General features: G+C 65.5%; 25 protein-coding genes. 19 read left to right on the plus strand and 6 right to left on the minus strand.

Annotation, left to right across the window (positions count from 1 at the left end; translation table 11 throughout):
- Positions 1-2 precede the first annotated feature (2 nt).
- The 4 genes from J2X44_RS17055 to J2X44_RS17070 are packed head-to-tail and all read left to right on the plus strand — an operon-like array spanning position 3 to position 3,023.
- Positions 3-629, plus strand: coding sequence for a hypothetical protein (locus J2X44_RS17055; protein ID WP_310086750.1), 627 nt, complete (start codon positions 3-5; stop codon positions 627-629).
- A 52-nt stretch (positions 630-681) separates the two neighbouring features.
- Positions 682-1,884 carry a M20 family metallopeptidase gene (locus tag J2X44_RS17060; RefSeq protein WP_310086752.1) on the plus strand — a complete coding sequence of 401 codons (1,203 nt, stop codon included), beginning with the start codon at positions 682-684 and terminating at the stop codon, positions 1,882-1,884.
- On the plus strand, positions 1,881-2,129 hold the full coding sequence (locus tag J2X44_RS17065; RefSeq protein ID WP_310086755.1) for a GlsB/YeaQ/YmgE family stress response membrane protein: 249 nt from the start codon (positions 1,881-1,883) through the stop codon (positions 2,127-2,129). Before J2X44_RS17060 ends, J2X44_RS17065 begins: the two co-directional genes overlap by 4 nt.
- A 27-nt stretch (positions 2,130-2,156) precedes the next feature.
- Positions 2,157-3,023 (plus strand): FkbM family methyltransferase, encoded by an 867-nt coding sequence (locus tag J2X44_RS17070; protein WP_310086758.1) that lies wholly within the window; start codon positions 2,157-2,159, stop codon positions 3,021-3,023.
- Here the strand turns inward: J2X44_RS17070 and nadB are convergent.
- Complete coding sequence (nadB, locus tag J2X44_RS17075; protein WP_310086761.1) at positions 3,020-4,597, minus strand: L-aspartate oxidase; 1,578 nt, start codon at positions 4,595-4,597, stop codon at positions 3,020-3,022. The genes J2X44_RS17070 and nadB overlap by 4 nt on opposite strands.
- 74 nt (positions 4,598-4,671) lie before the next feature.
- Between nadB and J2X44_RS17080 the strand changes: the two genes are divergently transcribed.
- Complete coding sequence (locus J2X44_RS17080; protein ID WP_310086764.1) at positions 4,672-5,493, plus strand: endonuclease/exonuclease/phosphatase family protein; 822 nt, start codon at positions 4,672-4,674, stop codon at positions 5,491-5,493.
- Between the two features lie 4 nt (positions 5,494-5,497).
- On the opposite strand, the gene J2X44_RS17085 is transcribed toward J2X44_RS17080, so the two are convergent.
- Positions 5,498-6,418, minus strand: a complete 921-nt coding sequence (locus J2X44_RS17085) for an ABC transporter ATP-binding protein (RefSeq protein WP_310086767.1) — start codon at positions 6,416-6,418, stop codon at positions 5,498-5,500.
- Between the two features lie 112 nt (positions 6,419-6,530).
- Between J2X44_RS17085 and J2X44_RS17090 the strand changes: the two genes are divergently transcribed.
- The 13 genes from J2X44_RS17090 (at position 6,531) to J2X44_RS17150 (ending at position 18,715) form a co-directional block, all read left to right on the plus strand.
- The gene (locus J2X44_RS17090; RefSeq protein WP_310086770.1) at positions 6,531-7,091 is read left to right on the plus strand and encodes a DUF4402 domain-containing protein; all 561 of its coding nucleotides are present in this window, start codon (positions 6,531-6,533) and stop codon (positions 7,089-7,091) included.
- 144 nt (positions 7,092-7,235) lie between these two features.
- A complete protein-coding gene (locus J2X44_RS17095; RefSeq protein ID WP_310086771.1) occupies positions 7,236-7,433 on the plus strand; it encodes a zinc-finger domain-containing protein in 198 nt (65 codons plus the stop codon).
- A gap of 102 nt (positions 7,434-7,535) precedes the next feature.
- Positions 7,536-8,090 (plus strand): DUF4402 domain-containing protein, encoded by a 555-nt coding sequence (locus J2X44_RS17100; RefSeq protein WP_310086775.1) that lies wholly within the window; start codon positions 7,536-7,538, stop codon positions 8,088-8,090.
- A 50-nt stretch (positions 8,091-8,140) separates the two neighbouring features.
- A complete protein-coding gene (tldD, locus tag J2X44_RS17105; protein ID WP_310086778.1) occupies positions 8,141-9,583 on the plus strand; it encodes a metalloprotease TldD in 1,443 nt (480 codons plus the stop codon).
- 211 nt (positions 9,584-9,794) lie between these two features.
- Positions 9,795-11,036: a hypothetical protein gene (locus tag J2X44_RS17110; RefSeq protein WP_310086781.1), complete on the plus strand. Its 1,242-nt coding sequence runs from the start codon at positions 9,795-9,797 to the stop codon at positions 11,034-11,036.
- A 93-nt stretch (positions 11,037-11,129) separates the two neighbouring features.
- Positions 11,130-11,534, plus strand: coding sequence for a hypothetical protein (locus J2X44_RS17115; RefSeq protein WP_310086784.1), 405 nt, complete (start codon positions 11,130-11,132; stop codon positions 11,532-11,534).
- Between the two features lie 79 nt (positions 11,535-11,613).
- Positions 11,614-12,189 carry a DUF924 family protein gene (locus J2X44_RS17120; RefSeq protein WP_310086787.1) on the plus strand — a complete coding sequence of 192 codons (576 nt, stop codon included), beginning with the start codon at positions 11,614-11,616 and terminating at the stop codon, positions 12,187-12,189.
- 46 nt (positions 12,190-12,235) lie between these two features.
- On the plus strand, positions 12,236-12,802 hold the full coding sequence (locus J2X44_RS17125; protein WP_310086789.1) for a pyridoxamine 5'-phosphate oxidase family protein: 567 nt from the start codon (positions 12,236-12,238) through the stop codon (positions 12,800-12,802).
- The gene (locus J2X44_RS17130) at positions 12,802-13,047 is read left to right on the plus strand and encodes a DUF2007 domain-containing protein (RefSeq protein ID WP_310086792.1); all 246 of its coding nucleotides are present in this window, start codon (positions 12,802-12,804) and stop codon (positions 13,045-13,047) included. The genes J2X44_RS17125 and J2X44_RS17130 overlap by 1 nt, the downstream gene beginning before the upstream one ends.
- 4 nt (positions 13,048-13,051) lie before the next feature.
- The gene (locus J2X44_RS17135; protein ID WP_310086795.1) at positions 13,052-13,747 is read left to right on the plus strand and encodes an endonuclease/exonuclease/phosphatase family protein; all 696 of its coding nucleotides are present in this window, start codon (positions 13,052-13,054) and stop codon (positions 13,745-13,747) included.
- Positions 13,748-14,129: 382 nt separating this feature from the next.
- Positions 14,130-14,468: a P-II family nitrogen regulator gene (locus tag J2X44_RS17140; protein WP_003043080.1), complete on the plus strand. Its 339-nt coding sequence runs from the start codon at positions 14,130-14,132 to the stop codon at positions 14,466-14,468.
- 17 nt (positions 14,469-14,485) lie between these two features.
- Entirely contained in the window at positions 14,486-15,955 is a 1,470-nt protein-coding gene (locus tag J2X44_RS17145) for an ammonium transporter (RefSeq protein ID WP_310086825.1), read from the plus strand.
- Between the two features lie 390 nt (positions 15,956-16,345).
- Positions 16,346-18,715: a TonB-dependent receptor gene (locus tag J2X44_RS17150; RefSeq protein ID WP_310086828.1), complete on the plus strand. Its 2,370-nt coding sequence runs from the start codon at positions 16,346-16,348 to the stop codon at positions 18,713-18,715.
- 233 nt (positions 18,716-18,948) lie between these two features.
- On the opposite strand, the gene J2X44_RS17155 is transcribed toward J2X44_RS17150, so the two are convergent.
- Complete coding sequence (locus J2X44_RS17155; RefSeq protein WP_310086831.1) at positions 18,949-19,434, minus strand: hypothetical protein; 486 nt, start codon at positions 19,432-19,434, stop codon at positions 18,949-18,951.
- Positions 19,431-19,805, minus strand: a complete 375-nt coding sequence (locus J2X44_RS17160; protein WP_310086833.1) for a VOC family protein — start codon at positions 19,803-19,805, stop codon at positions 19,431-19,433. Before J2X44_RS17160 ends, J2X44_RS17155 begins: the two co-directional genes overlap by 4 nt.
- Before the next feature lie 61 nt (positions 19,806-19,866).
- Between J2X44_RS17160 and J2X44_RS17165 the strand changes: the two genes are divergently transcribed.
- Positions 19,867-20,406: a winged helix-turn-helix transcriptional regulator gene (locus tag J2X44_RS17165; RefSeq protein ID WP_310086836.1), complete on the plus strand. Its 540-nt coding sequence runs from the start codon at positions 19,867-19,869 to the stop codon at positions 20,404-20,406.
- A 17-nt stretch (positions 20,407-20,423) separates the two neighbouring features.
- Here J2X44_RS17165 and J2X44_RS17170 read toward each other — a convergent pair whose 3' ends face one another.
- Together J2X44_RS17170 and J2X44_RS17175 are read right to left on the minus strand one after the other, a co-directional pair.
- Positions 20,424-20,981, minus strand: coding sequence for a hypothetical protein (locus tag J2X44_RS17170; RefSeq protein WP_310086839.1), 558 nt, complete (start codon positions 20,979-20,981; stop codon positions 20,424-20,426).
- A 62-nt stretch (positions 20,982-21,043) separates the two neighbouring features.
- Entirely contained in the window at positions 21,044-22,636 is a 1,593-nt protein-coding gene (locus J2X44_RS17175) for a GMC family oxidoreductase N-terminal domain-containing protein (protein ID WP_310086842.1), read from the minus strand.
- Positions 22,637-22,743 lie beyond the last annotated feature (107 nt).

Below are 22,743 nucleotides of genomic sequence, written 5' to 3' on the forward strand. Positions count from 1 at the left end.
TGATGACGGCGACAACGACCGCGACGGAAAAAGGCTGGGCCGAGGGCTGGGGGCTGTTCTGGACGCTGACTTGGGTATTGGCCGCAATGTCGCTCGGCTTCCTGTTCGTCATCGGCTGGGACACCGACGGCTATCGCATGGTGATCCGCGCCACCGCCCGCACCTCGCTCGTCCTGTTCCTCGCCGCCTTTGCCGCATCCGCCGCCTTCAAACTGTGGCCCGGCCCCTTCACGCGCTGGCTGCGCCGCAATAGGCGCCAGCTCGGGCTCGGCTTTGCGATCTCGCACTTCATCCATGCGCTCGTGATCATCGCGCTGTGGCAGACCGATCCCGCCACCTTCTGGGTGCTGACCAACCCGAAATCAATCGTTACCGGCGGCACCGCCTATCTGTTCATCGCGCTGCTCGCGGCGACCTCGTTCGACCGCATGGTCAAGGCGCTCGGCCCCAAAGCATGGGGCCGCCTCCACTGGTGGGGCGTGTGGATCGTCGCGCTCAGCTTCATCTTCACCAACGGCAAACGCATCCCGGTGAGTGGCTGGTATGCACTTCCGGTGGTGCTGGTCGTCGCGGTGATCGTGCTGCGGGTGGTCGCGGGACGGAAGCAGCGGCGCGCGGCGCTAGCCTGAACTGTTGCCCCGCCCCCTCGACTTCACAGCGGATCGACGGCACACTCGGCATATGGACACACTTCATAGCTGGCCCGCCGAGGCTGAACCCCTACTCGACGACCTTGTCGACCTGCGCCGCGCGATTCATCGCGAGCCGGAGCTGGGCCTCCAGAACCCCAAGACGCTCGCCAAGATCAAGGACGCGCTGGCCGGCCTACCGCTCGAATTTCGCGAGGGGCCTTCGACGACTGGGCTGGTCGCGATCCTGCGCGGACCGGCCAATGGCCGCACCGTGCTGCTACGCGGCGACATGGATGCGCTGCCGCTGGTCGAGGACACCGGGCTCGACTTCACCTCCGAAACCAGCGGCGCAATGCATGCGTGCGGGCATGACACGCATGTCGCGATGCTCGTCGGCGCGGCGAAGCTGCTCTGTGCCGCGCGCGACCGCCTGCCCGGCACGGTGATGTTCATGTTCCAGCCGGGCGAGGAAGGCCATCATGGCGCGCGCTTCATGCTCGACGACGGGATCATCGACCCGCTGCCTGACGCGGCGTTCGCGCTCCACATCATGCCCAATGCGCCGCACGGGATTTTCGCGTCGCGCGCCGGGCCGCTGCTCGCCTCGTCCGATGTCCTGTCGATCACCGTCAAGGGTGCGGGCGGCCATGCGTCGATGCCGCACGATGCGGTCGATCCCATCCCCGTCGCCTGCGCGATCGTCACCGCGATCCAGACGATGGTGACGCGCCGCGTGTCGGTGTTCGACCCGGCGGTGGTGACGATCGCAAAGATCAGCGCCGGGACAACGAACAATATCATCCCCGAAACCGCCGAGATGCTTGGCACGATCCGCACCCTGTCCCCCGAGCGCCGCGCCATGGTCGCGCGCGAGTTGAAGCGCCTCGTCCCCGCGATCGCCGAGGCGCATGGCTGCACCGCAGAAATCGTGATCGATGAGGGCTTTCCGGTCACCATCTGCGACAGCCGCGCGGTCGCGTTCGGCCAGTCAGTCGTCGAGGCGACCTTTGGCGAAGCGGCGTGGCTGACGATGGACCACCCGGTGATGGGCGCCGAGGATTTCTCTTATGTGCTCGAAAAGGTGCCCGGCGCGATGTTCTGGCTCGGTGCCAGCGCCGAAGGCAGCGACTGGCGCGCCTGCTGCGGCCTCCACAGCAACCGCATGGTCCTCGACGAAAAAGTGATGGCGCGCGGCGCGGCGCTGCACGCCGCGCTGGCGGAGCGGTTTTTGAACGAAGGATTTGGCACATGATCAACATTATCGGCGCGATTATCTCGGGCCTGATCATCGGCGCGCTGGCGCGGTTCTTTTATCCCGGCGCGGTCGAAATGGGGTGGATCGCGACGATCCTGCTCGGCATCGGCGGCTCGTTGCTGGCGGGGCTCGCGACGACACGCGGCGTTCGCGGTGAATTTCACCGCGCCGGGTGCTTCGCATCGGTGATCGGCGCTATCCTGCTGATTCTTGTCGGCCGGTTGCTTGGGGTCGGCGGCTAGCCGCCGGGACCCGGCGGGACCAGCGCCATGGCGAACAGCAGCGGACATCTCGCGGCGTGGGTCAGCCGCAACTATCCGTTCGAAAAGGGGCAATGGCGGCTCGGCAGCCTCGCCTATCGCCTGCTGCCCGAAGCCGCGGTGCGGGGGCAGATCCGCACCGTCCGAACGCGGCACGGCTTTGCCATGCGGCTCGACCTTGGCCAGTTCATCGACCGCACCATCTATTGCACCGGCGGCTGGGAGCCCCTGGAGACGCGGGTCATCACCGCCGCGCTGAAACCCAGCGATATCTTTGTCGATGTCGGCGCGAACATCGGTTTCTTTTCATTGCTCGCTCACCGGCTGGTCGGTCCGAACGGCCGCGTCCACGCGGTCGAGGCGACGCCAACGACCGCCGACCTGCTCGACGCCAATATTGCGCTGAACGGCGCCGACACCATTTATGTCCACCGCTGCGCCGCGGGCGACCGCAACGGCGTGGTCACCATGGTCGTCCACGACACCGGCAATATCGGCAGCAATCACCTGTCGTTCGGCGGGGCAGGTTCCGAAATTGCGCTGCGCCGCTTGGACGATCTGGTCGCGGGACCGGCGATCCGCCTGATCAAGCTCGACATCGAGGGGGCCGAGGCGATGGCGCTGCGCGGCGCCGGGGCACTGCTCGACGGGGACACGGCGCCTGCGCTGTTGTTCGAATTTTCGCCCGCCATGCTGCGCGGGATGGGCGATGACCCCGCGACGCTGCTCCACCATCTGGAAGCCAAGGGCTACACGATCCACGAAATCCACCCCGACCGACTGACCCCGCGCGACGACACGGTCCTGGACCGCGCCCAGACCTATCTGCTCGCGCTCAAGCCCGGCGACCCGCTGCACGCCGCGCTGGGTGGCTAGGGCACCAGCACCGTGTCGACCGCTTGCGGCAGCATCGCCGGGTAATCGAGCGTGTAGTGCAGCCCGCGGCTTTCCTTGCGGTGGAGCGCGCTCTTCACGATCAGCTCGGCGCATTGCAGCAGGTTGCGCAGTTCGATGAGGTCGGTGGTGACGCGGAAGTGGCCGTAATAATCCTCGACCTCGCCGGTCATCATGTTGATGCGATGCTGGGCGCGCTCCAGCCGCTTCGTCGTCCGCACGATGCCGACATAATTCCACATGAAACGGCGGATTTCGGTCCAGTTCTGTTTGATGATCACCTCTTCGTCGGAGTCGGTGACGCGGCTTTCATCCCAGGCACGGATCGCCGGGGGGGCCTCCAGCTGGTCCCAGCGCGCGATGATGTCCTTCGCTGCCGCCTCGCCGAACACGAAACATTCCAGCAGGCTGTTCGACGCGAGGCGATTGGCGCCGTGCAATCCGCTTTCGGTGCATTCGCCCGCGGCATAAAGCCCGGGCAGGTCGGTGCGCCCGGCCAGGTCGATCAGGATGCCGCCGCAGGTATAGTGCTGCGCCGGGACCACCGGGATCGGCTGCCGGGTCATGTCGATCCCCAGCGTCAGCAGCTTGTCATAGATGTTCGGGAAATGCCCCGCGACGAAATCGGGATCGAGATGGCTGATGTCGAGATGGACATAATCGAGCCCCGACCGCTTGATCTGGTCATCGTTGGCGCGCGCCACAACATCGCGCGGCGCGAGTTCGGCGCGGGCGTCATAATCGGGCATGTAACGATGCCCGGTGACTGGGTGCTTCAGGATGCCGCCTTCGCCACGCACCGCCTCGGTAATCAGGAAATTCTTGACGTCGAGGTTGTAGAGGCAGGTCGGGTGAAACTGCATCATTTCCATGTTCGACACGCGGCACCCGGCGCGCCACGCCATCGCGATGCCGTCGCCAGTCGCGCCCCGCGGGGCTGTAGAGAATTGATAGACACGCCCTGCCCCGCCGCTCGCCAGGATGGTCGCGCGGCCGACATGCGCGTGAACCTTACCGCTCTTTTCGTCGAGCGCATAGACGCCCCACACTCGACCCGACCCCGAATAACGCTCCTCGTGCCGCCCGGTAATCAGATCGACGCACGCCTGCCCCGGTAGCAGGGTGATGTTCGGATGCGCCTCCGCGGTCTTGAGCAAAGCCGCCTGCACCGCCCAGCCCGTCGCGTCATCGACATGGACGATGCGGCGGTGCGAATGGCCCCCCTCGCGCGTCAGGTGCAGCGCCTCGGCATCCTTGTTGAACGGGACGCCCATCAGGGCGAGCCGCTCGATCGAGGCGGGCGCATTTTCGACGACGAATTCGACCGTCTCGCGCCGGTTCAATCCGCCGCCTGCGACCATCGTGTCTTCGATGTGATTTTCGAACGTGTCGCCCGCGTCGAGCACCGCGGCGATGCCGCCCTGCGCCCAGGCGGTCGAGCCGCCGGTCAGCTCGCCCTTGGCGAGCACCAGCACCTTGCAATGATCGGCCAGCGCGATCGCCGCGGTCAGTCCGGCGGCGCCCGAACCGATGATGATGACATCGTATTCACTCATGCACGCCTCTGTTGCACAGCGAGGCGGCCTGCGACAGGGGGGATCGATGGTCGCCAGCAAGGGGAATAGTCGTGATGCCTAAAGCCGAGCTTCAGCGGCGCATGGTGCTCGCCGGGCTGGCGGCACTGCCGATCGCCGGCTGTGCGACGATGATGCCGGGTGCGGCGTCCGCTCTCTCGGTCGCAACGTTCAACATCTGGCACGATGCGGGCGGACAGTGGCCGGTGCGGCTGCAACTGCTGACCGCCGCGCTGCGCGCCGTCGATGCCGACGTCATCGCGTTGCAGGAAGTGCTCGAAGATGCGCGCAAGGGGCTGCCCAACCAGGCCGATACGATCGCGCAGGCGCTGGGCTACCCCTACGTCCATTTCGTCGCGGTCGAGCCCGAAGGCGCGCCGAAACGGTATGGCAATGCCATCCTGACCCGCCTGCCGGTGATCGAGGTCGCCCGGCGCAAGCTGGCGCCGCTCGCCGATTCACGCACCGCGATCCGCGTCCGGGTGCGGACCACTGCCGGGCCGGTCGACATCGTCGGCACCCATCTGGCGTGGCAGCCCGAGGCGGGGGCGGTGCGTGCCGAGCAGCTTGCCGACCTCATCGGCTGGCTACCGACCGACGGGGTGCCGCTGATCGTCATGGGCGATTTCAACGCGCCGCTCGATGACCCGGGACTGCGCGCAATGGGGCCGCCGCGTTTCGTGTCGGCGCTGCCGCCGGGCGCTACGGCAACGACGCTCAATCCCGCGCGTGGCCACGCACCGCGGGTGATCGATCATATCTTCGTCGAACCCGCCGCCTTCGCGGTGGCCGGCGCCCGCGTCATCGGCGAGCAGCCGGTGGGCGGCGAATATGCGTCCGATCATTTCGGGGTCGCAGCGCGCCTGACGCGGCGTTGAATGGTCAGGCGGCGCTGCGCGTCAAATTCAGGAACACATCTTCCAGATCGGCCTCGCGTGTCGACACATCGACGATGCCGTGCCCCATCGCATTCACTGCGGCGAGCACTTCGCCCGCGTTCATGCGATCCTTGTTGTAACTGATCGCCAGCCCGCGCGTCCCTTCGCGCTCGATCTTGTCGAACGCCGGGTGCGTCGGCAAGTCGGTGATGTCTTCGTCCAGCGTCACCACAACGATCTTCTCGCGCGCCATATCGACCAGCTCGCGCGTCGGCTTGTTGGCGATCAGTCGGCCATGATTGATGATCGCAATCCGGTCGCACAGCTCTTCGGCTTCTTCGAGATAATGCGTCGTCAATACCACCGTCACGCCGCGGTCGTTGAGCGACTGGACATAGGACCACAGCTGCTGACGCAGTTCGATGTCGACCCCCGCGGTCGGTTCGTCGAGCACGATGATCGGCGGCGAATGGACCATCGCCTTGGCCACCAGCAGCCGGCGCTTCATGCCGCCAGACAGGGTACGGGCGTAGGCGTCGCGCTTGTCGGTGAGATGCACCGCAGCAAGCAGGTCGTCCGAAATGCGCTTGCCCTTCGGCACGCCGTACAGCCCAGCCTGATTCTCCAGTGTCTCGAACGGCGTGAAAAAAGGATCGAAGACGATTTCCTGCGGTACGATGCCGATCGAATATTTGGCGTTGCGCGGGTCGGCGTCGATGTCGAAGCCCCAGATGCTCGCCGATCCCGCCGTCTTGTTGACCAGCCCCGCCAATATATTGATCAGCGTCGACTTGCCCGCGCCATTGGGGCCGAGCAGCCCGAAAATCTGGCCCCTCGGCACGTCGAAGCTGACATTGTCGAGCGCCTGCTTGCCGCCGGCATAGGTTTTGGACACGGCGTCGATGCGGATGGCGGCTTCGGTCATGGCCTGTGCCATAGCCGCGCGCCCGCGCGTGTAAAAGCCCCCATCGCCCCGGCCGCATTTGCCCAGCGCCGCGTTAACGCTATGTTGGAAACTTGCCGCTAGGACCAATTCTGTGAGGACCAGACGCATAAATAACCCGCAGCTCGCGCTGCGCGGCATCGCCGCCTGCGCGCTGATGATGGCCTCGGCCGTTGCGGTGCCGGCCCATGCCCAGCAGACCGCGCAGGGCCAGAGCGAAGCCATCGTGCTGCGCCCGCTCTCTTTCTTCAAGGTCAACGACCTCAGCTTTGGCGACATCATTCCGTCGAACGTCGCCGGTACGGTGACCCTGGAACCCGATGGTTCGCGCAGCCGCACCGGCGGTGTCACGCTGGCCGGCAATGGCGGCGAGCCCGCGCGTTTTGCCGGCCTCGGCAGCCTTAATCGCGAAGTCAACATCTCGCTCGGATCGAATACGATCTGGCTCAACGGGCCGGGGGTGCGGATGCGCGCCCGCACCTTTGAAATCGGCAGCACCCCGACTGCGGTGCTGTCGACCTCGCCGACGCGCTTCCGGATCACCTCACCGCTCGGCAACTATAATTTCCCGGTCGGCGCGACGCTAGAGGTCGGCGCCAACCAGGCGCCGGGCGATTACAGCGGCACCTTCACGGTGACACTCAATTATCTCTAGAGCTTCTGTGGGGGAAGAAGCGGCACCGGATGACCACCTGTATTCGCAAGAATGCTTGCCGGTGCCGCATGTTCCCACCCATCTAGCCCCCTTGGCGCAGACCCCGATTGCTCCCGCCCCGCGCGCTTGCTATGGGCGCGGTCGATGACCCAGCCTGCGCCCGAAACCATCCGCACCCCCAAAACCCGCATCGCTTGCGACGGCACCGGCGATGGCCTCGCCGACGCCGCGCTCGGTCACCCGCGCGTGTGGCTGGAAATCGATCCCGACGCGGGCTTTGCCGATTGCGGCTATTGCGACCGTCGCTTCATTCTGAGCGGCGGGATCGCCGACCACGCCTGATCACCGCGGCGGGCGGTCAGACGTAAACAGCCTCTTTACCAACCCTGTGCATCAACGACTCACATCCCGCTGGCATATCTGTGCCAGACAGGAGCAGAATCTGTGGGGATTCGAGGGACCAGAAACTGTCAGGACGCGGCCCGCGCCCTGAGCACCGCCGCCGTCGCGGCTGGCGCGCTGCTGTGTGGGCCGGTCCACGCCGCCGACACCAATGTCACCGTCAATGCCGCCGTCGTGCGCCCGAACACACTGATCAAGACCGACGATCTCGATTTCGGGACGCTCGTCAGCGGCGCGGCGGGTGGCACGGTAACCATCAACCCGGTGACCAATGCCCGCACCTCGGGCGGCGGCGTGACGCTGGTCGGCACGAGCGCACAGCGTGCGGTGTTTCAGGGCACCGGCGGCATTTTTCTGATCACCGTGTCGGGCAGCACGTCGGTGACCTTGGCGCGCATCGGCGGCGGCGCCCCGGCGATGACCGCGACGCTGGTCCGCGCCGCCAGCACCGGCGGCGGCGGCATCGCCCTGCTCGGCGGCACGTTGCTGCCCAGCGGCGTGCAGACCTATTATATCGGCGGCACCCTGACCGTTCCCGCGAATCAGGCGCCTGGCGATTACAGCGGCACCTTCACGCTGACCGTGAACTACCTTTAATTACGCCATGACGGTTTGCGCCGACGCGCACCCGTGCCTATATCGGCCGCATGACCCGTCCCACCGACCCCCGCCGGTTCCTCTATCGCGCCGACGCGCTCGACCCCGATCTGGCGCAGGCGCTCGCGCGCGAAGCGCTGGCGAAAGCCGACGACGGCGAGCTGTACCTGCAATATCGCGCGACCGAGAGCTTCGGCTTCGACGACGGGCGCCTCAAGACCGCCGATTATTCGACCGACGCCGGGTTCGGTTTGCGCGCCGTGTCGGGCGAGATGACCGGCTTTGCCCATGCCAGCGAAATCAGCGCCGGGGCAATCCGCCGCGCCGCCGAAACGCTGGCGCTGCTCGATCCGTCGAACCAGCCGCACGCCGCGCCGCCGCCGCGCACCAACCGCCACCTGTATGACGAAGCGAACCCGCTCGACCTGATCCCGTTCGCGAAGAAGGTCGCGCTGTGTCAGGAAATCGACGCCGCCGCGCGCGCCCGCGACCCGCGCATCGCGCAGGTGTCGGTGAGCCTCGCGGGCAGCTGGTCGGTGGTCGAGATCGTCCGCGCCGACGGTTTCCTCGCCACCGACATCCGCCCGCTGGTCCGCCTCAACGTCTCGATCGTCGTCGAAGAAAACGGCCGCCGCGAAACCGGCGTGTTCGGGCTCGGCGGGCGGTACATGTACGACCATCTGTTCGAACCCGCGCAGTGGAACCGTGCGATCGACGAAGCGCTGGCGCAGGCGCTCGTCAACCTTCGCGCCGTCGACGCCCCGGCGGGCGAGTTCACCGTGCTGCTCGGCCCCGGCTGGCCGGGGGTTCTGCTCCACGAAGCGGTTGGCCACGGGCTGGAGGGTGATTTCAACCGCAAGGGCACCAGCGCCTTTTCGGGCCGCATCGGCCAGCGCGTTGCCGCCCCCGGCGTCACGGTGGTCGACGATGGCGCGATGGACAGCCCGGTCGGCGGCGGCCGCCGCGGCTCGCTCAGCATCGACGACGAAGGCACGCCAACGGGTGAGACGGTGCTGATCGAGGACGGCATCCTCAAGGGCTATATGCAGGACCGCCTCAACGCGCGGCTGACGGGGACGGAGCCTACCGGCAACGGCCGCCGCGAAAGTTTCGCCCATGCCCCAATGCCGCGCATGACCAACACCTTCATGAAGGGCGGCAGCGACGATCCCGCCGAACTGCTGAGCCGCGTCAAAAACGGTATCTTCGCCAAGAGCTTTGGCGGCGGACAGGTCGATATTGTGTCGGGAAAATTCGTGTTCAGCTGTACCGAGGCGTACAAGATCGAGAATGGGAAGATCGGCGATTCGATCAAGGGCGCGACCTTGATCGGCGACGGGCCGAGCGTGCTGACCAAGGTCATGGGAATCGGCAATGACATGGCGATCGACGAAGGCATCGGCATCTGCGGCAAAGGCGGCCAGAGCGTTCCTGCAGGCGTTGGCCAGCCGACCTTGCTGGTCAGCGGGCTGACCGTGGGCGGGACGGCGTAAACCGTCGCCAGCCACTGTCGTCATCCCGGACTTGATCCGGGATCCATAGTCGCCGCCCGCTGCATGGACCCCGGATCAAGTCCGGGGTGACGATAGCGTTGTGACGCACCTCACTTGGCGGCGCCCCTTCCCGCGCTTATAGTCCTTCAAACAGAACAAGAATCGGGTCGCATCATCCGCCGGGTCTCCCCCGGCAACAGGGAGGATATTCATGCGTTCGAGTCTGCGTTTTGTTTCCGTTGCGACCATCGCCGCGATGCTCGCCGCTGTCCCCGGCTCCGCGCAGAAGAGCACCGGTCCCAAAGAACGTTATGAAATGGACGTCGCGACCGCATCGGGCTTCGCCGCGATGGCGGCGGGGGGCCGCGGGGTCGGCAATGTCATGGGCATGATGTTCGGCGGCGGACCGGAGGGCAAGGTCGCGCACACTCTGGAGCTGCGGCTGGGATCGAACCAGGCGCCGACCGCACCGCCGGTCAAGGCCGACCATTTCTTTCTGCCGCAGGCCAAGCTCGGCAAATCGGTGCCGCTATGGGGGCCCGAACCCGGCAAGCGGCAGGACGAAACCGGCACGTCGGAATTGCCGAAGGATTTTGAACGCCCCAAGGGCCGACTGCTCCTGTTCTGGGGCTGCGGCGCCAAGGCCGGGCCGGGGCAGCCGGTGATCATCGATTTCGCCAAGCTCGCCGCCGGACAGATGCCCCCCAACCTCTATACCACCACCGTGCCGCGCATCCGCGAAGTGATGACGTCGAACAGCAAATCCTATGCCGGGTGGCCGAACAGCAAATCGTCGAAACAGCCGCCGTCGGGGTCGTCGCTGCTCGGCGCCCACCGGATCGCGGGCAATGTCGGGCCGGAGATCAACTTCACCCTGGCGCAGGATTATATGCCCGCGCTGAACGCCTCGACGTCCATGCAGGGCGACGGATCGGTGATGGTCCGCTGGAACCAGCTCGCCCCCGCGACCGGCTATGTCGCCTGGGCGTTCGGCGGCATGGACCGCGGTGGGGCGGGCGGCGACATGGTGTGGTGGACCAGCAGCAACGCCCGCGAATTCGGCGGCGGGCTGTGGGACTGGTTGCCGCCGTCGACCGTTGCCGGGCTGGTGACCAAGAAAGTCGTGATGCCTCCTGCACAGACCAGCTGTGCGATCCCGGCCGAGGTCAAAAAGGCGTCGGGCGAGATGATGTTCGGCAACCTCAACGCCTTTGGCCCCGAGGCCAATTTCTCTTACCCGCCCAAACCCGCGGGCAATGCGGTGTGGAACATCGACTGGACCGCAAAAGTCCGCTTCCGCTCGCACACCAGCCTGCTGATCGGCGCCGATTTTGGCGGCCAGAACGGATCTGCGAGTGGCGCGAACGCGAGCAGCGGCACCGCCGCGCCACCGGCGAAAAAGAAGAAATGCAAAGGCCCGCTCGGCATCCCGCTGCCCGATGGGGCGTGCTGAATCCCGCAAATGCCGTCATCAGTCAGCCCTTGTTCACCCCGGCGCGGGTATGGCGGCATCAGGTAGGGTATTGAGCAAGACAGGAGTCGGACCATGCGCCCGCTGATCACCGCTATAGTCGCCGCCGCCGCCATCGCGGCAATGCCCGCTACCGCTTCCGCCATGGAGCGGCAGGCGCCCGAGGACCGCCTCGCCAAACTGCTCGAAGGCCGCGTCGCCGGTCAGCCGCAGGATTGCATCCAGCTGTCGACCGTCAGCAGCAGCCAGGTGATCGACAACACCGCGATCGTCTATCGCATCGGCAGCACCCTGTGGGTCAATCGGCCCGAGGGCGGCGCCCAGTCGCTCGACGACGACGATATTCTGGTCACCAAGTTGCCGACCGGCCAGCTGTGCAGCATCGACACGGTCCAGCTCCAGGATCGCGGCAGCAACATGTACAACGGCTTCGTCTCGCTGGGCAAATTCGTGCCGTATCGGCGCGTGAAGGGCGAATAGCGATATTTGGTCATTGCGAGCGCAGCGGAGCAATCCAGGGGTTGCATAAACCGCTCTGGATTGCTTCGCTGCGCTCGCAATGACGAACGCTTTGGAAACGCCCGCCACCCCGCCCACCGACTGGGCGCAGCAGCTCCTTGCCTTCTGGTTTGTCGCCCACGGCCACGACGACTGGTATCGCGGCGGCGCCGATTTCGATAAGGCGGTGCGCGACCTTGCCGAAGGCTGGCACGAAGCGCTGCGCTCGCGACCCGCCGAAGCCTTCCTGACCGATCCCGACACCGCGCTCGCCGCCGCGATCCTGTTCGATCAGGTGCCGCGCAACATCTTTCGCGGCCATGCCGATGCCTTTGCCACCGACCCGCTCGCCCGCGCCATCGCGCGCGGCATCGTCGAAAAGGGATGGGATCAGGCCTGGCCCGACGAACGGCGGCAGTTCGCCTATTTGCCCTTCGAACATAGCGAAGACATCGCCGATCAGCGCGAATCGCTGCGCCTGATGGGCCAGCTCGCCGACCCGATGTTCCTCGATTACGCACAAAAGCATTTCGACATCATCGATCGCTTCGGCCGTTTCCCGCACCGCAACGAGGCGCTGGGCCGCGCGACACGCGATGACGAGGCGGAGGCGATAGAAGCGGGCAAGAATTGGTGATAGGGCGGACGCGATCCACCATCCTTTTGCGGCGCGGAGCCCAGCCATGGCCGACTTCACCGACACGCTGACCGACAAACATATCGCCTTCATCGAGAAACAGCCGGTCTATTTCACCGCAACCGCCGCCGCCGATGCACGCATCAACCTGTCGCCCAAAGGCTATGCCGACAGCTTTCGCATATTGTCCGACAATCAGGTCGCCTACCTCGACCTCGCCGGATCGGGCAACGAGACCCACGCGCACCTTGCCGCAGACGGGCGCATCACAATCATGTTCTGCGCCTTTGACCGCAGCGCGCTGATCCTGCGCATCTATGGCCGCGGGCGCCCGGTGCTGCCGCAGGACGATGAGTGGGACGTGCTTGCGGCGCATTTCACCCTGCTGCCCGGCACCCGCCAGATTTTCGTCATCGACGTGGAGAGCGTCCAGACCAGCTGCGGTTGGGGCGTACCGATGATGGAGTTGCAGCACGAACGCGACACACTGCAAAAATATCACCGCCAGGCCGACCGCGCCTTGTGGGTCGAAAAGACGCTGGGCCGCACCAAAAGCATCGATGGTCTGCCGACGCGCCCGACCGACCGGTTTATCGAGGGCGAGACCGCCTGATGCCATTGGTCGAACTGGTCCGAATTCCGAATGGCGCTGAGGCCGAACTGCTGCGCGGGCGGATCGAAAGCGCCGGGGTGCATGCGGTGTGCTTCGACGCCGGCATGAACATCGCCGAAAGCGTCGGGCTGATGATCCCGGTGCGGATCATGGTGCTCGACGAGGATCTGGACGAAGCGCGGGCATTGCTGGCGGAATTTGACGATCCGGGGAACGGCTTGGCGGCTGGAGCGCTAGACCGCTGAGACCATGATCAAAGTTGCCAGTTACAATATGCGCAAGGGCATCGGGCTCGACCGCCGCCGCGATCCCGGACGGGTGCTGTCGGTGCTCGGCGAACTCGACGCCGACATCGTCGCGTTGCAAGAGGCCGACCGGCGGTTCGGCACCCGCGCCAGCGCGATCCCGCCACATATGTTCGACGAGCATAGCGACTATGTCCCGGTCGGGCTGACCGGACGCCCGCACAGCATCGGGTGGCACGGCAACGCGCTGCTGGTCCGCAAGGGCGCCGCGATCGAGGAAAGCCACGCGCTCCACCTGCCGACGCTCGAACCGCGCGGGGCGGTCGCGGCGACGATCCGCATCGGCGATACCAGATTGCGGGTGGTCGGCATGCACCTCGACATTTCGGGGCTGCGGCGGCGGCAACAGGCGCGCGCAATCCTGAACCATGTCGCCGACGGCGAGGAGCTACCGACGATCCTGATGGGCGACTGCAACGAATGGCGCGCCACCGGCGGGTGCCTGCACGATTTCGGCGAGCGCCACCGGCTGGTCGACACCGGTCACAGCTTCCACAGCCGCCGCCCGGTCGCCAAACTCGACCGCATCTTTGCCTCACCCGACCTCGAAGCCATCGACGCCGGGGTGCACCGCAGCGCGCTCGCGGCGCGGGCGTCGGATCATCTGCCGATCTGGGCGCGGTTTAGGGCTGCGGGATAGCAGCAGGATCGGATGTCTGCTCGGGGTGGGGAGCGGACGTCCCCCACCCTCGTCACCCCGGACTTGATCCGGGGTCCATGCCCCCTTGCGCTGCCGTGATCTTGAGAGAGCAGATGGATCCCGGATCAAGTCCGGGATAACGAAAGTTTATGTCCGCTACCGGTCGAAACCGGCCATTGTTTGTCGCCTTGGCTGCGCGCAAGGCTCAACCGACATTGCTGCCCAAAAATTAGGCAAATTCCTGCCTCCCCTGCCCAGCAATCGACCGAATCTTCGCCCATCACCTCCCAATCCGTCACAAAATGTTAACTTTTCTGCCGCCCGCGCAATCTGGCACGGCTGTTGCAGTGCAACATGGTGCTATTGGGTAAAAGGGGGCATCATGAAATTGATCCTGGCAATCATTAAACCATTCAAGCTCGACGAGGTGCGCGAAGCGCTCACCGGCTTGGGTATCGCCGGCATGACCGTGACCGAGGTCAAGGGGTTCGGCCGGCAAAAGGGGCAGACCGAAATCTATCGCGGCGCCGAATACGCCACCAACATGGTGCCGAAGGTGAAGATCGAGCTCGTCTGTGACGACGCGCTCGCGCCGCGGGTGGTCGAAACGCTCCAGCAAAGCGCCGGCACCGGGTCGATCGGCGACGGCAAGATTTTCGTTCTCGACGTGGGTCAGGCCGTGCGCATCCGCACCGGCGAGACCGGCGAGGCGGCATTGTGATGACAAAGGGGGAAACTATGACGTTCGCAAACAAGATTGCGGCGGGCGCCGGGGCCGTGGGCCTCGCGCTGTTCGCCGCGCTTCCTGTCTGGGCGCAGGAAGCGGCGACCGCGGTCGCCGCACCGGCCGCGCCGGCAGTTGAGGCGGCGGCGCCCGCCGCTTTCGTGCCCACCGCCGAGATGGTGAACAAGGGCGACGTGGCGTGGATGCTCGTCGCCTCGGCGTTGGTCCTGATGATGTCGGTGCCCGCGCTGGCGCTGTTCTATGGCGGCCTGGTCCGCGCCAAAAACATGCTGTCAGTGCTGATGCAGGTGCTGACGATCGTCTGCGTCGCGGCGCTCGTCTGGTTCAGCTGGGGCTATTCGATGGCCTTCACCTCGACCGGCACGCCCTTCCCGTCGCTGTTCGGCGGGCTCGACAAGGCGTTCCTATCGGGCGTCGATGTGACGACCTTTGCCGCGACCTTCTCGAACGGGGTCTATCTCCCCGAATATGTCTTCGTGGTGTTCCAGATGACCTTCGCCTGCATCACGCCGGCGCTGATCGTCGGGGCGTTTGCGGAGCGCGTGAAGTTCACGCCGCTGATCATCTTCACGGTGCTGTGGCTGACGCTGGCCTATTTCCCGATCGCCCACATGGTGTGGTATTGGGCCGGACCGGACTTCCTGCATGCCGCACCGACCGACATGGGCCTGCTGTGGGGCTGGGGTGCGCTCGACTTTGCCGGCGGCACCGTCGTCCACATCAACGCTGGCATCGCCGGTCTGGTCGGCTGCCTCGTGATCGGTCCGCGCCTTGGCTACAACACAGAACCGATGCCGCCGCACAATCTGGTCATGACGATGATCGGCGCCTCCTTGCTGTGGATCGGCTGGTTCGGTTTCAACGCCGGTTCGGGCCTGGAAGCCAACGCCTTCGGCGCGCTGGCCTTCATCAACACGCTCGTTGCTACCGCTGCTGCGGGGGCGACCTGGGCGATCATCGAGCAGATCATCCACAAGAAACCCTCGCTCCTGGGCGGGGTTTCGGGTGTCGTCGCCGGTCTGGTCGCGATCACCCCGGCGGCGGGCTTTGCCCACCCCGGCACCGCGATCCTGCTCGGCGCCGTCGCCTCGCTGGGCTGCTTCTTCTTCGTCACCACGGTGAAGAAGAAACTCAAATATGACGACACGGCCGACGTGTTCGGCATCCACGCCGTCGGCGGCATCATCGGCGCGATCGGCACCGGCTTCGTCGCCAACCCGGCATGGGGCGGTCAGGGCTGGATCGATTACACCGCGCCCGTCGCCGTGGCCGGCGAGTTCGACCTGACCGGTCAGGTGATGACCCAGATCTGGGCCGTCGGCACCACCGTGCTGTGGACCGGCGTGGTCAGCGTGGTGCTGTTCCTCGGCCTCAAATATACCATCGGCCTGCGCCCGTCGAAGGACGTCGAGCAGGAAGGGCTCGACCTCGCAGAGCATGGCGAGCGCGCCTACAACTACTGATTACACGAGACAGGATACCCGTCGCCGCACGTCTCTCCTTTCAAAAGACGGCGGCGGGATCCTCACCAGGTTCCTCCTGCGAACCACTGGCCGGGGCTTGTCCCCGGCCATTTTTTTGATTGTGGCCAAATTGGCCACGGGCCAGGGGTTTATCCCCGGCCATTTTTTTGATTGTGGCCAAATTGGCCACGGGCCAGGGGTTTATCCCCGGCCATTTTTTTGGCCTGCGACGCCGCACGCTTGCATTCGGCTACTGTGGCCGCCGCGCAACAGCTCTCGGTAATTTTGTTGCGCGGGATTCGCGGACCATTGCGAATTGCCCCGGACAGGCGCACCTCTTGCGGCGCGACGCGGCAACATAGCCGCGCGCGTTACAGAGAGGATATCACCATGCATGCTCGCACTATGCTGCTGGCCGGGCTTTCGACGCTCGCGCTGGTTCCTGTTGCCACGCCCGCGCTCGCCCAAGAGGCCGGCGCCGCCGACGACGACAGCAACATCATCATCGTCACCGCGACCAAACGCGACGCCAATCTTCAGGACATTCCCTTCTCGATCAACGCCCAGACGGCCGAGGACATCCAGAAATCGGGCGCCGTGACGCTGGAGGATCTGTCACGCAACGTCGCGGGTCTGTCGGTCCAGAACCTCGGGCCCGGTCAGAGCCAGGTGTCGGTGCGCGGCGTGTCCGCCGGGCAGGTCGTGCGCGACCAGCCGGGGGTCAAGGAACAGGTCGGGGTGTATCTCGACGAAAGTGTGATCTCGCTGTCGCTGTTCACCCCCGACGTCGATCTGTACGACCTCAACCGCGTCGAAACGCTGCGCGGGCCGCAGGGGACGTTGTTCGGGTCGGGTTCGGTCGGCGGCACCATCCGCTATATCACCAACCAGCCCAAGATCGGGGTGATGGAGGGCAGCGTGGAGGCGAACCTCAACCTCGTCGATGGCGACGATATCGGCGGCCATCTGAAGGGCGCCGTGAACATCCCGATGGGCGACACCGCAGCGATCCGCGCCGTCGGCTATTACACCCGCTACGGCGGCTTCATCAACGCGGTCGGCCCGGCGGGCGGCGACGATGTCAACAGCGGCGAACGCTATGGCGGCCGCCTCGCGCTGACCTTTGAACCCAGCGACAATTTCTCGATCACCCCGCGCGTGGTGTATCAAAAGATCACCGCCGACGGCTTCAACCGCCAGGACATCTACAACCTCTACGGCAACCGCTTCACGACGACGCGGCCGCAGGTCACCTATGACGAGCGCGAGCAATATCTGTTGCTGCGTGAGGGGTTCGAGGATGAAACGCTGATCGCCGACCTGAACGTCAATGTCGGCCTTGGCGGTGCCAAGCTGACCTCGGTGACCAGCTATATCAACCGCGACATCCTGGTCAGCCGCGACGCCAGCGCGCTCACCGGGTCGGTGTCGGTCGATCTTGGCTATCCCGACGCCGGGGTGCTGCTGCCCTCGAACCTGCTCGATACCACCGACCTCAAAACCTGGTCGCAGGAGCTGCGGCTTGCGTCGGACAATGACAGCCCGTTCCAGTGGGTCGTCGGCGCCTTTTATTCGAAAGTCGACCGCGTCTATACCCAGACGCTGCCGACCCCGGGCTATGACGCGGTCACCGATGCCACGCTCGGCGCCGGCACCTCGGCAGCGGTCGCCAACGGCTTTGCTGCCAATTCGCCGTACAACGCCTTCCTGCCCTACGACATCAAGCAGTTCGCGCTGTTCGGCGAGGTCAGCTACGACCTCAGCGAAGCCTTCACCGCCACGGCGGGCGGGCGCTATTACGACTTCAAGGAAACGCGCAGCTTCAAATCGGGCGGCCTGTTCGCCAATGGCGACAACCGCACCGACAGCACCAAGTCGAGCGGCTTCACCCCGCGCTTCCTGCTGTCCTACGACCTCAGCGATGCGGTGACGGTCAACGCGCAGGCGTCGAAGGGCTTCCGCCTCGGCGGGGTCAATGATCCGCTCAACCTGCCGCTCTGTTCGCCCGCCGATGCCGCATTGTTCGGCGGCTTCCAGGATTATGACGACGAATCGCTGTGGAACTACGAGCTTGGCGTGAAATCGCAGGGCCGCGGCTTCACCTTCAACGCCGCGGGCTTCTACAACGACATCAAGAACCTGCAAGTCACGCTCGATGCCGGCAGCTGTTCGTCGCGTGTCGTGTTCAACGTGCCCAAGGCGCATTCGATGGGGGTCGAATTCGAACTCGGCCTGTCACCCGCCGACGGGCTCGACTTCAACCTGTCGGGTAGCCTGATCGAGGCCGAATTCGATTCGACGCTGCCTGGCGTGCTGGCCGCGACGACCGGGATCCGCGAAGGCAACCGTCTGCCGTCGGTACCCAAATTCCAGCTGTCGGCGTCGGGCAGCTATGAATGGCCGATCGGCGATACGGCGAACATGTATGTCGCCGCATCATTCCAGCATGTCGGCACCCGCTTCACCCAGCCGGCCGACCAGGAAAACAATCCGCGGACCTTCGTCCACGGGCTGCCATTCGGCGGCGCTCCGGCGGGCGCATCGACGACGGTCGACCTGCAATTGCCCGACTATCAGCTGGTCAATCTCAGCGCCGGGGTCGACTTCGACAACGGCCTGTCGCTGATCGCTTACGTCAACAATCTGTTCGACGAAAATGCGCTGCTGTCGTTCGATCGCGAACGCGGCGGGCGCGCGCGCCTCGGCTATACGGTCGGCCAGCCGCGCACCTTTGGCATCACCGCGCGCAAGACGTTCTAGGACCAGGAAAGGGGCCGGTTCGGGTGCGAACCGGTGCCTTTTTTGCTGCACGCTGCACTGCACAATATTTAGGCAACTCTGCCGCAATTTTAGGCCTTTTCAACATGACATTAATATGGCATTCATTGCGTCAACAGTTTCAGGAGGGGAGAGCCTGAAAGGCTGGGCCGGGACGCAAGTCCCGGCCCTCTTTTTTTGCGCGCCGGATAGGCTGCCCGTAAAAAAGCCTGATTTCAGGATTTTCTCTCAAAGCGCAGCGCCGCAAAGCCGCGCCAGCTGCTGTCATCCTTTAACACCGAATCGGTGACGATCATCCGATCGGACGCTTCGAGCACGTAGGTCGAGCGACCGATTTCGACGTCGGCGCTGCCCCACAGATTGTGCCATTCCGACCCCGAAACGCGCCCGCCGATCGGCCGTGTTCGGCCGTCCTTATCGGTCCAGCGGCCGCTCACCCGCCCTTTGGCATCGACACGGTAAGTCGCCTCGGCCGCATAGGCGATCGGCGGCGTTCCCGGCACCGCCAATTGATAGGCGAGCACCGTCGCGCTGCCATCGGGCGCCGCCTTGATCACCAGCGTTGCCGTCGCTGCCTTGCCGAAGGCGGTCCCTTCGCCGGTCCACGTCCCGTGCCAGGCGGCGAGCGATGGCGCCAGGTCCTCCGCCGCCGCGGGGGCCGCGGCCGCCAGCATCGCCGCGACGACCCAGCGCGCCGTCATGCCGCCATTTCCGATCGCGAGAACATGAAGGGATTGCCGTCGGGATCATAGAAAGTGATCAGCTTTACCAGCCCCGGGATATGCTGGATGTCGCCGTCCTGCCGCACCCCCTCAGCATCGAGATGCGCTTTGGCCGCATCGATGTCCACCACTTCGAATACATTGGTCGCGCCTCCGCCCTGCACGACCGCCTCGACCTGGCTCAGCCCGATATTGACCCCCGCCATCGGGGTCGCGAGTTCGCACCAGCCGATCTCGTCGGCGCGGTAGAGCAATTTGCAGTGCATGACGCGCTCGTACCAGGCGATCGACGCGGTCATGTCGGTCACCCCCATCGAACAGGTCAGCTCGGATCCGATTTCGAGTGTCATGCCATTCCTCCCACACCCATCACGCTTGCCTCATTGGTCCGGTTTGTATAGTTACTTGCAAATGCCGTCAAGCACGCCCGACCCGCTGCTGATCCAGCTTGGCAGCCACCGCTGGCTGGTGCCGTTGCTCGCCGATCTGGCGGCGCATCGCGGCGCGCGTTTCGTCGAGATGATCCACCGGCTGGGGCTATCCCGCGACAGCCTGACGCGCACGCTGGAAGCCGCGGCGACGATCGGCTGGGTGCAGCGCAATCCGGGTCACGGTCACCCGTTACGCCCCGAATATATCCTTACGGAAGCAGGCGCCGCCGCCGCCGCGCGCGCCGCGACGATCAACGAAGCGCAGGTGGCGATCGGCCTGCCGCCCGGCGCCGCAACGCGCTGGACGCTGCCGCTGGTGGCAGGAATCGGCGCGGGCCACGACCGCTTCAACGCCCTGTCGCGGCTGCTCGCCCCCGCCACCCCGCGCGCGCTGTCGCAGGGGCTGTCGGTGCTGGGCGCACATGGACTGGTAAACCGCGCGGTGCTGGATGGGCGACCGCCAAGCAGTCGCTACGACCTTACCGGGCGAGGACAGGTGCTGGCGGGAGCGTGCCGCTGATTGCGACGAGTAGCAGACTAGCTACACGCGCCGGTGCGCTCGGCAATCACGCTGATCGTCAGCTTGTTCATCGTCGCCTGCGCCTGCTTCATCTGCTCCGCCTCTTCGGGCGCCATCGACGCCAGCACCGAATCGGGGAGTTCGAGCTTGATCTGCCCGTTGATATCGACGCGATCGCTCGACACTGCGCCGCTATAGGCAATGTCGAAACTGCCGCCCGCCGCGCGTTCGGGATCGGTCGGGCAACTCAGCTTGCCACTGAACGCATTGCCCTGCCGCGGTGCGGCGTCGAGCGAACAGCCCTCGGCCATGCCCAGATGTTGGCGTACCAGCATCTCGGGAACATCCTCGCCATAACCGGCAACGAGGCAAAAGCCGTCCTGCTCGTCTCTGGCAATCTTGCTGGCCAAGGGCATTCCGCCCTGCATGTCGCCGCCGATCGACACCTTATATTGACCGGGCAGCAGCGTCGCGGGTGCCTCGCTCGCCGGATCGCGCGCCTCGGTGCAGCCCGAAAGCGCCAGACCGGTCGCCACGACAAGCGCCGCCGCTGCGGTGCGAAACAGTAAAGCCACGCTGAAACTCCCCCATGCCCGTGCACAGCAGACTTAGCGGACATTCTATGCAAATTCGTAAATCAGCGCGCCGAAAGCGCCGCCTTCACGAACTCCGCTGCGCGTTCGCCGATCATGATGCTCGGCGCATTGGTGTTGCCCGACACCAACCGCGGCATGATGCTGGCGTCGGCGACCCACAGACCGTCGATGCCGTTCAGCTTCAGCGTCGGGTCGACCACCGCGCCCGCATCGCTGCCCATGCGGCACGTTCCGACGGGGTGATAGACGGTGTCGGCGCGGCTGCGGATCAGCGCGTCAAGCGCGGCATCGTCGTCGAGGTTCACCGGGTGCCGATCGCTCCCCGCATAGTCCGCCAGCGGCGGCGCGGCGACGATCCGGTGCATCATCCGCACCCCGGCCCTTAGGGTCACCATGTCGCGCGCGTCGGTCAGAAAGCCCGGATCGATCGCGGGCGCTGCCGCGGCATCGCCCGACGCCAGCCGCACCGTGCCGCGGCTTTCGGGGCGCAGCACGCAGGCATGGCACGAAAAGCCGTGGCCCTTGACCTTGGTCCGCCCATGATCCTCCAGCATCGCGGGGACGAAATGATATTGGATGTCGGGCGCGGGCAGATCGGGATGCGATTTCCAGAACCCCCCCGCCTCGGCAAAGCAGGTGGTCATGATGCCGGTGCGCTTCAGCCGGTGCTCAATAACCGCCTTCGCCATCCGCCAGGTGCCCGACAGGCTGCTACCGAGCGGGTCGGCCGACCGTGTTTCCCAGCTCGACACATAATCGATATGGTCCTGCAGATTGTCGCCGACCGCGGCGCGGTCGAGCGTCACCGCGATCCCCTTGTCGGCCAGATGTTCCGCCGGGCCGATCCCCGACAGCATCAAGATCTGGGGCGATCCGAACGCCCCCGCCGAAAGCACGACCCCGCCGCGCGCGCGCAGTATTTCCTGCCGCCCGCGGCGGCGGATCATCACCCCGGTCGCGCGGCCATCCTCGACGATGATCTTTTCGACCAGCGCCCCGGTCCGGATGTCCAGATTGGCGCGCCCGCGCAGCGGCTCGACATAGGCGCGCGCCGCCGACCAGCGTTCACCGCCCTTTTGGGTCACCTGATACAGCCCGAACCCTTCGTTGTTCGGTGCGTTGAAATCGCCGGTGCGCGGCAGTTGCAGCGCGGCGGCGCTTTCGATGAAACGGCGGCTGGTCACATTGGGCCAGCGCTGGTCCATGACATTCAGCGGGCCTTCGTGCCCATGAAATTCATCGCCGCCGCGCTCATTGCCCTCGCTGCGCTTGAAATATGGCAGCACGTCGGCATAGCCCCACCCGGTCGCCCCCAGCGCCGCCCACTGATCGTAATCAAAGGCATGGCCGCGGATATAGACCATCGCGTTGATCGCGCTCGACCCGCCCAGCCCGCGCCCGCGCGGCTGATAACCGATGCGACCATTCAATCCCGGTTGCGGCAGCGTTTCATAACGGTAGTTCGACTTTTCGGGGATGAAGGGCATGAACCCCGGCGTCTTGATCCGCACATCGTCGTTCGTCCCGCCGGCCTCGACCAGACACACCGTCCGCGTGCCATCCTCGGCCAGCCTTCCGGCCGCCGCGCTTCCCGCGCTACCGCCGCCGATGACGATGATGTCGAATTGATCCATATCCGCCGCTCCCCTCGCCACCGGTTCGGTGGTCAATCGGGACTTACATGAATGTCATTAAGCGGTGTGGCAACCCCTCTCCGTTCGTGTCGAGCGAAGTCGAGACA

This window comes from Sphingopyxis sp. BE259 (assembly GCF_031457495.1).
In the GTDB taxonomy this organism is placed as follows: domain Bacteria; phylum Pseudomonadota; class Alphaproteobacteria; order Sphingomonadales; family Sphingomonadaceae; genus Sphingopyxis.